The 13,440-nt window shown below is 40.0% G+C and carries 13 protein-coding genes and 1 pseudogene; 11 read left to right on the top strand and 3 right to left on the bottom strand.

Features of this window, described 5'->3' with window-relative positions:
- The first annotated feature begins 10 nt into the window (after positions 1-10).
- The 5 genes from MKY20_RS15395 to MKY20_RS15415 all read left to right on the top strand — a co-directional run bounded on the left by MKY20_RS15395 (position 11) and on the right by MKY20_RS15415 (position 3,329).
- Complete coding sequence (locus MKY20_RS15395; protein WP_251157082.1) at positions 11-808, top strand: PTS mannose/fructose/sorbose/N-acetylgalactosamine transporter subunit IIC; 798 nt, start codon at positions 11-13, stop codon at positions 806-808.
- The gene (locus tag MKY20_RS15400) at positions 801-1,610 is read left to right on the top strand and encodes a PTS system mannose/fructose/sorbose family transporter subunit IID (protein WP_251157052.1); all 810 of its coding nucleotides are present in this window, start codon (positions 801-803) and stop codon (positions 1,608-1,610) included. The genes MKY20_RS15395 and MKY20_RS15400 overlap by 8 nt, the downstream gene beginning before the upstream one ends.
- A gap of 18 nt (positions 1,611-1,628) precedes the next feature.
- Complete coding sequence (locus MKY20_RS15405) at positions 1,629-2,684, top strand: SIS domain-containing protein (RefSeq protein WP_251157053.1); 1,056 nt, start codon at positions 1,629-1,631, stop codon at positions 2,682-2,684.
- Between the two features lie 119 nt (positions 2,685-2,803).
- Positions 2,804-3,067: a phosphocarrier protein HPr gene (locus MKY20_RS15410; RefSeq protein ID WP_341003361.1), complete on the top strand. Its 264-nt coding sequence runs from the start codon at positions 2,804-2,806 to the stop codon at positions 3,065-3,067.
- A gap of 94 nt (positions 3,068-3,161) precedes the next feature.
- Complete coding sequence (locus tag MKY20_RS15415) at positions 3,162-3,329, top strand: hypothetical protein (RefSeq protein WP_251157055.1); 168 nt, start codon at positions 3,162-3,164, stop codon at positions 3,327-3,329.
- Positions 3,330-3,643: 314 nt separating this feature from the next.
- Here MKY20_RS15415 and MKY20_RS15420 read toward each other — a convergent pair whose 3' ends face one another.
- The gene (locus MKY20_RS15420; protein WP_341001886.1) at positions 3,644-4,375 is read right to left on the bottom strand and encodes an IclR family transcriptional regulator; all 732 of its coding nucleotides are present in this window, start codon (positions 4,373-4,375) and stop codon (positions 3,644-3,646) included.
- 177 nt (positions 4,376-4,552) lie between these two features.
- Here MKY20_RS15420 and MKY20_RS15425 point away from each other — a divergent pair, with 177 nt between their 5' ends.
- The 4 genes from MKY20_RS15425 to MKY20_RS15440 all read left to right on the top strand — a co-directional run bounded on the left by MKY20_RS15425 (position 4,553) and on the right by MKY20_RS15440 (position 9,430).
- The gene (locus tag MKY20_RS15425; RefSeq protein ID WP_251157083.1) at positions 4,553-5,407 is read left to right on the top strand and encodes a dimethylarginine dimethylaminohydrolase family protein; all 855 of its coding nucleotides are present in this window, start codon (positions 4,553-4,555) and stop codon (positions 5,405-5,407) included.
- 40 nt (positions 5,408-5,447) lie between these two features.
- Positions 5,448-6,251 (top strand): dimethylarginine dimethylaminohydrolase family protein, encoded by an 804-nt coding sequence (locus MKY20_RS15430; RefSeq protein ID WP_284951376.1) that lies wholly within the window; start codon positions 5,448-5,450, stop codon positions 6,249-6,251.
- Between the two features lie 51 nt (positions 6,252-6,302).
- Positions 6,303-7,937, top strand: a complete 1,635-nt coding sequence (locus MKY20_RS15435) for a M20 family metallopeptidase (protein ID WP_341001890.1) — start codon at positions 6,303-6,305, stop codon at positions 7,935-7,937.
- Positions 7,938-8,023: 86 nt separating this feature from the next.
- On the top strand, positions 8,024-9,430 hold the full coding sequence (locus MKY20_RS15440; protein WP_251157057.1) for an amino acid permease: 1,407 nt from the start codon (positions 8,024-8,026) through the stop codon (positions 9,428-9,430).
- A gap of 304 nt (positions 9,431-9,734) precedes the next feature.
- Here MKY20_RS15440 and MKY20_RS15445 read toward each other — a convergent pair.
- Together MKY20_RS15445 and fdhA are read right to left on the bottom strand one after the other, a co-directional pair.
- A pseudogene (locus MKY20_RS15445) lies at positions 9,735-9,984 on the bottom strand (GlcG/HbpS family heme-binding protein).
- 212 nt (positions 9,985-10,196) lie between these two features.
- Positions 10,197-11,414, bottom strand: coding sequence for a formaldehyde dehydrogenase, glutathione-independent (gene fdhA / locus MKY20_RS15450; RefSeq protein ID WP_217026750.1), 1,218 nt, complete (start codon positions 11,412-11,414; stop codon positions 10,197-10,199).
- A gap of 219 nt (positions 11,415-11,633) precedes the next feature.
- Between fdhA and MKY20_RS15455 the strand changes: the two genes are divergently transcribed.
- Both MKY20_RS15455 and MKY20_RS15460 read left to right on the top strand, forming a co-directional pair.
- Positions 11,634-11,993: a winged helix-turn-helix transcriptional regulator gene (locus tag MKY20_RS15455; protein WP_009334102.1), complete on the top strand. Its 360-nt coding sequence runs from the start codon at positions 11,634-11,636 to the stop codon at positions 11,991-11,993.
- 157 nt (positions 11,994-12,150) lie between these two features.
- Complete coding sequence (locus MKY20_RS15460; RefSeq protein ID WP_341001895.1) at positions 12,151-13,368, top strand: MFS transporter; 1,218 nt, start codon at positions 12,151-12,153, stop codon at positions 13,366-13,368.
- Positions 13,369-13,440: the final 72 nt, after the last annotated feature.

Here is a 13,440-nt window from a genome sequence, read left to right on the forward strand (position 1 = left end):
GGGGTTTTTGATGGCAGCACAAGCAATTATGTTAGGAATTATTGCTGGAATTGGAATTTTGGATAGTCGGATTTTTGGGGTACTGATGTTAGAGCGTCCTTTGGTTTTAGGCCTCTTAGTGGGTTTGGTTTTAGGAGATGTCCAGCAGGGTGTCATCATCGGGGCACAGCTTGAATTAATCTGGATGGGTATTGCCGGAATAGGCGCAGCTACACCTCCGGACATTGTAACAGGCGGGGTGCTAGGAACTGCTTTTGCAATTATTTCTGGCCAAGGTGTGGAGGTAGCACTAGTACTGGCTGTTCCGATTGCTGTATTAGCTCAGTCACTAGGTGTACTGGTCAGAATTATTAATACTTACTTTATGCATAAGGCTGACAAATATGCGGCAAAGGCAGATTTCCGAGGCGTAACAATAATGATGTGGATTCCTCCAATTTTGTTTTTCCTAAGCGTATTTATTCCAACTGTCTTAGCGATTATTTTAGGGGCAGAACAAGTGAAAAATTTAATTGAATCAGTCCCTAAAACGATTCTGGGAGGGTTAGAGGTTGCTGGGAATTTATTACCTGCAGTTGGATTCGCTTTACTGCTCGATATGCTGTTTTCTAAAAAGATGGGTGTTTACTTTTTCCTCGGGTTTTTAGCAGCCTCCTTCTTAGATATTAATATCACAGCCATTGCGTTATTTGGAGCATGTATAGCTATAATTGTTAATCTCGTTATTAACAATAACAATAATAATCATGGTAATGACCAAAAAGCTAACATTAATAACTTAACGGAGGGGGAGATCGACTTTGAGTAGTCCCAAAAAAATAACTAATAAAGAATTGCGCCAAGTATTTTGGAGATCCTTTGCCCTTCAAGGAGCCTTTAACTATGAACGGATGCAAAATTTAGGCTATGCCTTTGCTATGATTCCGGTTATCAAAAAATTATACGACAATCACGATGACCAGGTAAAAGCCCTAAACAGGCATTTGGAAATATTCAATACAACCCCGGCTGTGTCAACAACGATTATGGGGATATCCGCCGCCATGGAAGAACAAAATGCAAACGATTCTAATTTTGACTCGAATTCAATAAATGCGGTTAAAGCATCACTCATGGGTCCGCTGGCAGGTATTGGTGATTCACTGTTTTGGGGAACATTTCGAATTATTGCAGCTGGGATTGGTGTTTCACTTGCAACACAGGGAAACATTTTCGGACCTATATTGTTTTTAATCTTATTTAATATTCCTCACCTTTTTATTAGAATTGCTGGACTAAAACTGGGATATCGTGTCGGTGTAAATTCTCTTGAAAGAATACAAAAAGAAGGTTTAATGGAGAAGATTATGGCGATGACCACTACTGTCGGATTAATGGTAGTTGGAGGAATGGTCGCCACCATGTTAAAGCTGACAACCCCGCTCGAATTTAACATTAACGGTGCAAAGGTAGTTCTTCAAGATATCTTGGATCAAATATTACCGAATATGCTGCCTTTGATTGCTACATTTGTCATATATGGATTAATGAAAAGAAAAGTTAGCATTACCAAACTAACCCTAGGAATTATCGTTGTTGGAATCCTTCTACATTGGATTGGATTACTTTAAAAGAGAGGAAGAATAAAAATGAGAATTGAAGATTACATGCAAGAAACCCCAGGGAAAATGAAGGAAATTATTCAAGGTGCAGATCAATTGTTTGCCGAAGTAAGAAATAAAGAAATTGACCGTGTGGTTGTTACCGGCTCCGGTACAAGCTATCATTCTGGTCTCCAAGTACAAAAGTTAATGCAGTCCGTAACGGGTATTCGTGTAGATGTCTATTATCCATTTGCTATTAGTAGAGAAACTTTCTTAGGGGATTCTTCCAAAACGCTATTAATTGGTGTATCACAAGGTGGAAGCAGTTACTCAACTTATAATGCAATGAAATTAGCAAAAGATGCAGGTTGTATGATAGCTTCGATGGCTGGGCAAGAAAAAGCATTAATTGATGAGGTAGCGGATTTTATCTTGACAGTTAAATGCGGTGAGGAAAAAGCAGGTGCAAAGACTAAAGGATTTTACACGACTAAGTTAAACCTGACTCTATTTGCACTGCAACTTGCAAGAGAAACAAATAAAATAACATCAGCAGAATATAATGCAGAAATCATTGAATTAGAGAGAAGCGCAAATCAGTTTTTGAAAACATACGAAAAGTCTTATCAATGGATTGATGCGAATAAGGAAAGATTATCTAATGCAAAAGAAATTCGAGTTATTGGGACAAGTGAAATCTATGGCGATACATTAGAAAGTGCCCTGAAGTTGTTAGAAACGCTGCGAATTCCGGTAACTGGCTACGAGTTCGAAGAATTTATTCATGGTATTTATAATGCGGTCAATGAAGATTCTACTATTATTATTTTAGATACTGGAGTAGAAAAACGAGTAAAGAAAATGATAGAGGTGCTATCTGATTGGACTGAAAATATCTATGTAATTGGATGTGAGTCTGATGAGAATTCTCGAAGCCTGGCTGCTGAGTTTATCAACCACCCCTATTATAAGACCTATGAATATATTATCCCGATTCAGTTAATGTGTGCAATAATTCCACCACTAAGGGGAGTGGATCCCAGTATTCCAAAAGATCCAAAGTTTCATCAGAAATTAGGAAGTAAAAAATTAAATAACTAATATTCACTTAAGGCTACCATAGTCTCAAAAGCAGGAATATGTGAGACTATGGTTATTTTCTAACAATTTTAGTGACCTTTAAGTATTTTAAAGGGTAGATAAAGGAGATTGAACTAATGATTGAAAAAATATTTACAATTGTAGATAAAGAAGGAATCCACGCACGCCCTGCATCACTATTGGTTCAAACAGCAAACAAGTACAGTTCTGACACTTCTATAGAGTTTAATGGAAGCAAGGGGAATTTAAAATCCATCATGACTATTATGACTTTAGGTATTCACCAAGGAGCAAAAATAAAAATAAGTACTTCAGGCCCTGATGGAAATGAAGCACTTGCTGCTATTGAGGAGGTATTGAAACGTGAAGGGTTGGGTGAATGATAACAATTTGGCTAAAAGGGATTTGGGTGCGAATACTTTTCAAAAATGTCGCTGACGTTGCAGTGACCGCTCAATAAGTCAAGTGACTAAAATCGTGAACCAACTTAATGGGGATTATCTGGAACTATTGGAAAAGACGATACAATCAGCATTGTATTTAATGAAATTGTTGATGTCCAAAGACGTCTATACATTAGTGACGAACAAATATTCAACCGGGATCGAAAATGATAAAAAGTTGTCTTTTATAAAAGGAGCATAACATATTTTCCTACTGATTAAACAGCGAAGTAATTCGCTTTTTTTTATGATTATTATTTAGGAGTATGGTAATGGAGTAGCAATTTTCCTTTTTTAAATTAAACATTTGGTTTTAATTCTGATTATACGAGAGTGTGCGAAACATCTGAATTTCAGCTTTGACGCACTTGAGGACACACTCCCGTTTGTTTTTGTGAAATTTTAAAAAATCACACATGCATTTGAAGGAAATTGTAACCTTGCGTTTATTAATTGTCATGGGCAATATTCTACCTAATAGTTGTTATGATGAAGTCTTTTTTAATTCCCTAAGTATTAACTCCCTAATTTATTGGAAATTCGCAAGCCGTATTCGATTACTTTTTCGATTAAGCAGTTTTGTCTTTCTTCTGTGATATTGAAATTAACATATCCGATGCTTATGGCTCCCAGGAGTTCATTGGCGTGATCGAAAATAGGCGCAGCGACAGAAGAGGTTCCAGGCGTTTGTTCACCATGACTCTCCCCATAACCCTGCCTTTTCACTTTGCTTAATAGTTTAATAAACGAATCTCTATCCTCAGACGGGACTAAGGAATTAACAACTTTAACAGTCTCTGAGTTTGGCATATTAGCTAACAGCACTTTGTTGGCCGCCCCAATATTCAATGGAATTCGGATCCCCAGCTGATCATTAATTCGAATAGGATTGTTGAGACAATCAATTCTTTCAACCACTAGTGATTCTAATCCAATTGGCTTGCTAAAATACACACTCTCCTCCACCTCATGCATTAATTTTTCCATCTCTGGGCGAATCAGTCCAACAAAATCAAAGGTGTCATACATTTTAAGTCCATATTCTAACCAGGTGTTGCCCATAGAATATAGTTTCAAATCTGGATCCTGCTGAATAAGCCCGTGCTGCTTCATGGATTGCAGGAGCCGATGAAGTGTACTGACAGGCAAGTCGCATTCCTTTGATAAATCTGTAATGGAAATCCACATTCTTGTATCATTTTTAGACAAAACCTTGATTACCTGCATGGCACGATTGATTGTCTGCATCTTTTATCCTTCCATTCCTTTTAATTTGCATAAGTGTACTGAAATAAATTATTCAGTAAATTCAAAATATATTGACATGGAGAATCTATCACTATAATATCATATTATAAGTTTTCCTGTCAGAGGAAATCTATTCCGATATGTGGAAAAAGGAGGTTAAGCCAATTGGTGACTTCGATGTACAAAAAGCTAAACACTGTCATTGTAAAGCATCCAAAAGAAGCCTTTATCAGCCAGGAGCATTTAAGAAGTGAGTGGAAAAAGTTTAACTATATCAGTGAGCCGAATTATATGAAAGCCCAGAAGGAATACGAACAATTTCTATCCATAATCAAGAAGCATGTCGGCCATATTAAATTTCTGCCGGTTTCAGAAAAGGTGGGGCTGGATTCGCTTTATGCCCATGATCCCGTTAAATTTACGAAAAAAGGCGCAATGATTTTAAAATCAGGGAAAAAATTACGTCAGCCTGAAGCAGGAATTTATAAAGAATTTTTACAGGAAAAAAATATCCCCATTCTGGGAGAATTAACTGGTGATGCAATAGCTGACGGGGGAGATCTTGTTTGGCTGGATGACCGCACTTTATTAATTGGACGCGGTTATCGAACAAACGATGAGGCGATTCGCCAAATTAAAGAAATGACAAAGGATATAGTTGATGAATGTATAGTTGTCCAGCTCCCGCACGATCAAGGAGAAGAGGAGTGTCTTCACCTTATGTCATTTATAAGCATCGTGGATGAAAATCTTGCAGTGGTATATTCACGGCTTATGCCGGTATTTCTAAGACAGATGCTTCTGGAACGCGGCTTCCAGCTTGTTGAAGTACCGGACGATGAATACCGGCGGCTCGGCTGTAATGTACTGGCTGTTGCACCGCGCATTTGTGTCATTGTTTCCGGAAATCCTCAAACCAAACAGGGACTATTGGATGCAGGAGCGACTGTCTATGAATATGAAGGTAATGAAATTTCATATTTAGGCACTGGCGGGCCAACATGCCTCACATGTCCTGTGGAACGTGTTTAACCAAAGCTTACAAATCAGAGAAATGATGGAGGAATAATACATGTTAAGAGAATCAGCATCAAAATCAGCACAAGCTGCAAAAATGTTTCATAACACAATTGTAAAAAGACCCGGTTCAACTTTTATCAATGGATTAACAACATCTGACCTTGGAACACCTATTTTAGAAAAAGCATTAGAGCAGCATGATGCCTATATTGAAGCACTTAAAGCATGCGGTACAGAAGTAACTGTGCTTCCAAGCAATGATCAATTTCCGGATTCTACCTTTGTAGAAGATACAGCTGTTTTAACTGCAGAGTTCGCAGTTATTTCCAACCCTGGTGCGGAAAAAAGAAATGGCGAAATTCACGAAATAGAGCCGGCAGTCAAATCCTTCTTTGATAAGATCTACTATATTAAAGCGCCTGGAACACTTGACGGAGGCGATGTTTTACAAATCGAAGATCATTTTTACATCGGAATTTCTTCCCGGACAAACCAGGAAGGCGCCGAGCAGCTTAAACAAATATTAAAATCCCAAGACTATAATGCTACCATCGTTCCATTACAGAAATTCTTCCACCTGAAAACTGGAATAGCTTATTTAGGCAACCAAACGATTGTCGCTGCAGGAGAATTTGTCAACCACCCGGATTTCAATACCTATCAAAAAATTGTTGTTCCTCCTGAAGAGGAATATGCAGCAAATTGCATTCGCGTCAATGACTATATCATCGTCCCGTCCGGCTACCCGCAAACAAAGCAAAAAATTAATGAGGCGGGATTCCAGACGATTGAACTTGATACATCTGAGTTCCGTAAACTTGATGGCGGTTTAAGCTGTTTGTCACTGCGTTTTTAATAAATAGTTAAAAAAGGGTCGTTTTATTTCGCATAGAAGGAGCGTTTAGTTATGACACAGCTAAGGTGGGGAACCCCAGATGCATTGCGCAGGTTATTGTGTGAAGTAGTAAGCTGGAAAAGCATGACACTTACGGAGGGAGAGCGTGAATTTTCTTTTAAGGTGACAGCGAAGCTCAAGGAGTTGACCTATTTTCGGGAGAATCCTGATCACTTGGGGCTCCATGATGCCGATTTAGGCCGTCGGTTTGTAACCGCTTTATATAAACACCCTGATGCCACGGAAACGATCGTGTTAATCAGCCATTTTGATACAGTAAATACCGAAGAATATGGCGATCTTCAGGAGTACGCGCATCTCCCGGAGGAATTGACGAAATTGCTTCATTCCAGGGCAGATGAGCTTCCGGAAGAAGCCAGGCAGGATCTTCTCTCGGGAGAGTTCTTATTTGGCAGGGGCACGATGGATATGAAAATGGGGCTTGTCATGCATATGGGATTATTAGAAAAAGCTACTGTTGAACGCTGGCCTATTAATCTAATTTTGCTGACGGTTCCTGACGAAGAAGTGAATTCATCCGGAATGCGGGCAGCTGTTCAAGAACTTTTAGAATTGAAGGAAAAACATCAGCTCACCTATAAGCTTTTCTTGAATGGGGAACCGGTATTTACGCAGGAACCGGGTGACAGAAACTATTATGTGTATTCAGGCTCTATTGGTAAAATCATGCCGGCCGCACTCTTTTATGGAAAAGAAACGCATGTGGGGGAACCGCTCAGCGGTATAACAGCGCCTTATATTGCCTCGTTTTTAACACAAAGAATGGAGTGGAATACAGCGCTGCAGGAATCAGAGAAGGGAGAGCAGACTCCGCTTCCGGTGACACTGCAGCAAAAGGATCTTCGTCTGGAGTATTCCGCGCAAACACCTTATCGTTCAGCGGCTTTGTACAATGTATTTTTAATGAAACGGAATGCCGGTGAAATCATGGATATATTCGAAAAGGTAGCGCTAAAAGCAGCTCATATCTGCAATGAAGCCTATAAAGAAATCTGCAGTGAACAGAATGTATCTCCCGTAGGTGAGGTGCGTGTGCTGCGCTATGAAGAACTGGAAAAGCATGCTATTCGAAAATTTGGTTCAGCTTTTGTTGCGGGCATCAAAGACTACGTACAGAAAAAAGCGGAATGGGATGACCGGGAGAAATCTATCCGAATTGCTGATGCGTTAATCATTAAGTGTCAGGAGCTGACACCCGCAATCGTTCTGCTTTATGCACCGCCTTATTATCCGGCAGTCAATTCCTCTGAGGATGAGCTGGTCGCAGAATGCATCGAATACGTTAAACAACAAGGCTTTGAAAAGTTTGGACTGCCTGTTAACCAAGTACACTATTTTAATGGGATTAGCGATTTAAGCTACGTCAATTATCAGGATGCTGGTGACGGCTGGATCGTATTTAAAGAAAACACGCCGGTTTGGGGCAGCAGCTACAGTATTCCATTCGATGAAATGACAAAGCTCCAGGCACCGGTACTAAACGTAGGCCCATTCGGAAAAGACGCTCACAAACGAACCGAACGACTTCAAATCAAAAGCGCGTTCGAAGAAGTACCTGCCCTTGTAGAAGGGATGGTCAAAATGCTGGCAAAAAAGCATCTAATGGTGTCAGGCGCAACTAGTTGACAAAATGGCGATTTTGTCCATTCAGGTGGACAATTCGCGCAAGCTTAATGTGCCTGATGCCAATCTAATAAAGGGATGTGATCTAGATGGTAGAGCAAGATGGTCAGAAGAATCAATTAAACCGGTCGATGAAGCGCCGTCATTTGTTTATGCTTTCTTTGGGTGGAGTAATCGGGACCGGATTGTTTTTAAACGCCGGCTACACGATCAATCAAGCGGGGGCAGGAGGGGCTTTAATCGGGTATTTATTCGGTGGGGTCATTTTGTATCTTGTCATGGTTTGCCTGGGGGAGCTTGCTGTGTACATGCCAGTTACGGGATCGTTCCAGACCTATGCCAGTAAATTCATTAGTCCTTCGGCTGGTTTCTCATTAGGCTGGATGTATTTCATTGGATCAGCAACCACAGCTGGAGTAGAATTTACGGCTGCCGGAATTTTGATGAAACGCTGGTTTCCGGATATCTCCGTATGGGTATGGTGTGCAATATTCATCCTTCTTTTATTCGCACTCAATGCCTTAACAACAAGGGGCTTTGCTGAGGCGGAATATTGGTTTTCCGGCATTAAAGTTGTAGCTGTGATCTTCTTTATTATTATAGGCTTCAGTGCCATCCTGGGCATCATACCACTGGCGGACAGGCCGGCGCCATATATGGAACATTTAGCTCCTAAAGGCCTTTTCCCTGCTGGAATCGCCATCGTGTTTGTAACGATGATGAATGTTATCTTTTCCTATCAGGGATCTGAATTAATCGGGATTGCGGCCGGAGAGAGCGAGGAGCCTCAAAAGAATATTCCTCGTGCGATTCGAAATGTCATATTTAGAATCATCATTTTTTATATTGCTTCTATTATTATATTATCCGCCATATTTCCAACACAAGAGCTCGGAATATTAGAAAGCCCGTTTGTAACCTTAATGGACCTGGCTGGAATTCCATTTGCCCCTGATATCATGAATTTTGTTATCTTAACAGCTATTTTATCTGTAGGAAACTCTTGTATTTATGCTTCGACCCGCTTACTTTGGGCGATGGCTCATGATGGAATGGCACCAAGAGTTTTTGGAAAACTCTCAAAACGGAAGGTGCCGTTCACTGCTCTAGTATTCACCATGATATTTTCACTTTTATCATTACTCACAAGCGTGTTTGCTGCTGAAACCGTGTTTGTATTATTAATGTCCATTGCTGGTATTTCTGTCACCATCTCATGGATGGGAATCGCGCTCTCTCAATTCATGTTCCGGCGTAAATATATAAAAGCAGGCGGTAAGGTAGAGGATCTAAAATACAAAGTCCCATTCTACCCAATCATCCCTCTGATTTGTATTATATTCTGTGTCTCTATTCTAGTATTCCTGGCCTTTGATCCAACTCAGCTGGCAGGACTGCTTATCGGAATAGGATTCCTGCTTGTCAGCTATATATTCTATTACTTCAAAAATCGAAAGACAGATAAAGTTCGTTCCAATAATGAGATTGGTGCGTGAAGGCAACCTTAGACATTTGTAAGTTTCTATGTATCTAAATGAATTAACCGGATGACCATGATGGCTGTCCGGTTTATTAGAATTATAGAGGGATATTGTAGTTTTCATAATTACCTATTCAAATAAACACTTACTTTCAAACGTGTTGATTTCATAGCACTCATCTGATAATGAGAATTTGCTGTAAAAAGTAAATACCACATGTTCATTCGGCTAAAAAACATGTGGTATAACTTATTCCCATTAAATGCTTGAAATTAATTTGTCAAAAAGATAACAGAAATAACAATTAACCAGAAAATTATTATTGAGAAAACTTGTTGTTAAATACTTGAACAGCTGCCTCTGCAACCTGGATATCATGGGGAACTGTACTGCCGCTGACTCCCACGGCGCCTGCCACTTTTCCATCATTGACCAGAGGGATTCCTCCGCCAAAAACGACAAGGCGTCCAGGCTTTATTTTGGGCAATTTCGATGCTGGCTAACCGGGCATCATCCATTCGGTGAACAGCAATTAGATTTCCACCCTCATCCACTACGGAGATAACCATGGAAACCCCAATTCTTTTTGCTTATTCTTCAGCACCTGCAATAATTTGCTTAGCTAAATCTAATGTGATTTTGCTCTTCTTAATGAACCTCCTAATCTTTTATGGTTAGATTACCGGTATCATATTTTTTCAAGCGTTTTGTTCACATACAGAATACTTTTTACCTCAAAATTTGCTCACTCAAATTTTTTAGTGAATGCTTCTGACAGACTTTATTTATTAAATATCCCGTGAGGGTCAATAACAAATTTCTTGGAAGCACCCTGATCAAATTCGGTATATGCTGCTGGTGCCTGGTCTAATGAAATCAACGTTGCATTTACAGCTTTGGCGATTTGTGCTTTTTCGTTTAGAATAGCCATCATTAAGTCACGGTGATAGTTCATAACGGGTGTTTGACCAGTCACAAAGGTATGTGCTTTTGCCCAGCCGAGCCCCAAACGGACCTTCAATGTTCCGCTTTTCGCATCATTATCGATCGCACCCGGATCACCAGTAACATATAGACCTGGTATACCCAGCCGTCCTCCGGCACGTGTTACTTCCATTATCGAGTTTAATACAGCTGCTGGAGCTTCACCTGCTCCAGCACCATGTCCGTGGGCTTCAAAGCCTACACAGTCAATTGCGCAATCCACTTCTGGAATTCCTAAAATTTGTTCAATTTGTTCCCCCAGATTTGGATGTTCTTTTAGGTTAACCGTTTCACAGCCGAAACTTCTGGCTTGGGCAAGTCGCTCGCTATTCAAGTCACCAACGATAACGACAGAGGCACCAAGAAGTTGAGCAGAATGGGCAGCAGCCAAGCCGACTGGTCCAGCTCCAGCAACATATACTGTAGAACCGGGCTTCACGCCAGCGCTTACCGCACCATGATAACCAGTTGGAAAGATATCGGAAAGCATCGTTAAGTCAAGAATTTTCTCCATGGCTTGTTCTTTATCTGGAAATTTCAGTAATTGGAAGTCTGCATAGGGTACCATTACATACTCGGATTGGCCTCCAACCCATCCGCCCATATCTACATAACCATAAGCGGATCCGGGACGATCCGGGTTAACGTTCTCACAAATATGCGTGTTGCGTTCTTTACAACTGCGGCAGCGGCCACAAGCAATATTAAATGGAACGGATACAAGATCTCCTTTTTTGATAAATTCAACATCGCGTCCAACCTCAATGACTTCACCCGTGATTTCATGGCCGAGAACGAGTCCCTCAGGAGCAGTCGTCCGGCCGCGAACCATATGCTGATCGCTTCCGCAAATATTGGTCGTAATGACTTTTAGAATTACCCCATGTTCACACTTACGGCCGACATTTAAAGGATTTACTCCGGGTCCGTCTCTTAGAATCAAATCCGGATAGCTAATATCTTCCACGGCTACCCGTCCTGCACCCCTGTAGATTACTGCTTTGTTTCCTGCCATTCTTGCATCCTCCATTCTATTTAAATAGTGAGTTGGTTATCGTATAGATAGAGTGTTTTTTAGGATGCTCCATCCTAATTTTATAAAAAACCAAAATCTCAATTTTCTCTATCTTGAATATATTCTAAAAAATAATCCTTTTTTATGGAAGAACGCACTTTTTTGTGAGAAGGTTACTAAAAGGATACTTTTAGACTGCAGGGAAGTGGAGGGGATATTATGGATGACTTGCGGAGCGAAGTGAGGAAGAAAATTGAAAATAGAGAATTTAATTGTGAAAAAGAATTGACATTATCCCTTATTAGCGGCAAGTGGAAAATAACGATTATATACTATTTAGGAACTGACGGGACTTTACGATTCAGTGAAATTAAGCGTCTGTTTCCAAAAATCACCCACAAGGTATTGACAACTCAGATTAGAGAATTAGAGGAAGATGGGATAGTTCATCGGAAAGTTTTCCCGGAAGTCCCGCCTAGAGTGGAATATTCATTAACAGAATTAGGGCAAAGCTTAATGCCGGTTATTTTAATGATGTACGATTGGGGGAAAGAAAATATAAAAACATTCATAAAATAGGTTGACAATGTATGGATTTATTTAAGAGATGCTGACTTTGTGACGTCCTATAGAGAGCAGGTATAACGCAGTTTCATATTGTTGAGAGGATAAAAAAGTTATGTTTCAGATTTTCAATATAGCTCCAATACTATGCTTTATTTGAAAGAGGGATATTATGATTCCAGGTTCATGGAGAGCGTTAGGATGGATTGGATTAGCTGAATTATGCGCATTAAGCTTGTGGTTTAGTGCTTCTGTTATAGCCCCTGAACTGATTCAAGTATGGAATCTTAGCTCCAGCTCAGAAGCATGGCTGTCTGCTTCTGTCCCAATTGGCTTTGTAATGGGTGCATTAGTTAGTTCATATTTTGGGATAGCAGATCGTTTTAATCCCCGAAAGGTTCTTGCCGTTTCAGCGTTTCTGGGTGCGCTATTGAATGCCTTGCTTTTATTGGCAGATCAGGCTTTTTTCGGTATTCTGCTTAGGATATTAACCGGTGTATCACTCGCTGGTGTATACCCGACAGCTGTTAAAATATTATCTCAATGGTTTCCGAAAAAACGCGGGCTTGCAGTTGGTATCTTAATAGCCGCCTTAACTCTAGGGTCCTCTTTGCCACATTTTATTGTTATATTCTCTTCTTCTTTAAATTGGCAATTAGTGATTATTTGCAGTTCAATATTGGCTCTCATGGCAGCTGTAATTGTCAATTGGGTTTTAACAGATGCTCCAGTAACAACGAAAAAATTACCTTTCTCTTTTAAATTAATAAAAAAGGTAGTTTCGAATAAACCAGTAATGCTTGCGAACTACGGTTATTTTGGGCATATGTGGGAATTGTATGCGATGTGGACGTGGATTCCCATCTTTTTGACTGCTAGTTTTACAAGCTATTCTCCAGGGATTCCTCCCTGGTTCATTGCATTGTCCTCTTTTATTATTATCGGAATTGCAGGGGGGATTGGCTGTGTAGCAGGCGGGCTAGTCTCAGATAAAATTGGAAGAGCAAATCTAACGATTATTTCTATGTGTATCAGTGCCATTTGCTGTATCTTGATTGGCTTTACTTTTGGTCAATATATTTGGTTAACTCTTCTCCTTTCTATCATTTGGGGAATGTCTGTCATCGCTGATTCTGCCCAGTTTTCTGCCGCAGTTTCAGAAGTTGCAGAAGTTGAGTATGTAGGAACAGCTTTGACTTTTCAAATGTGCATTGGTTTCCTGATCACTATATTTTCTATAAATTTAATCCCTATTATACAGAGGTTAGTTGGCTGGGAGTGGGTCTTTGCCTGTTTAGCGATTGGACCAATTCTTGGTATTGTATCTATGGTCCAGTATAAACGGCATGATTTTAATAATGTCAAAGGGACAATCGGTCATTTTAAATAAATTAAACAATATCTATTTGGTCTAACTTTGTAAATTATATCCCAGCAAAAATTAACTCCTGAATAGCAGATA

Origin of the sequence: Cytobacillus sp. FSL W8-0315 (genome assembly GCF_038002905.1) — a bacterium.
GTDB classification, from domain to species: Bacteria; Bacillota; Bacilli; order Bacillales; family Cytobacillaceae; genus Cytobacillus; species Cytobacillus pseudoceanisediminis.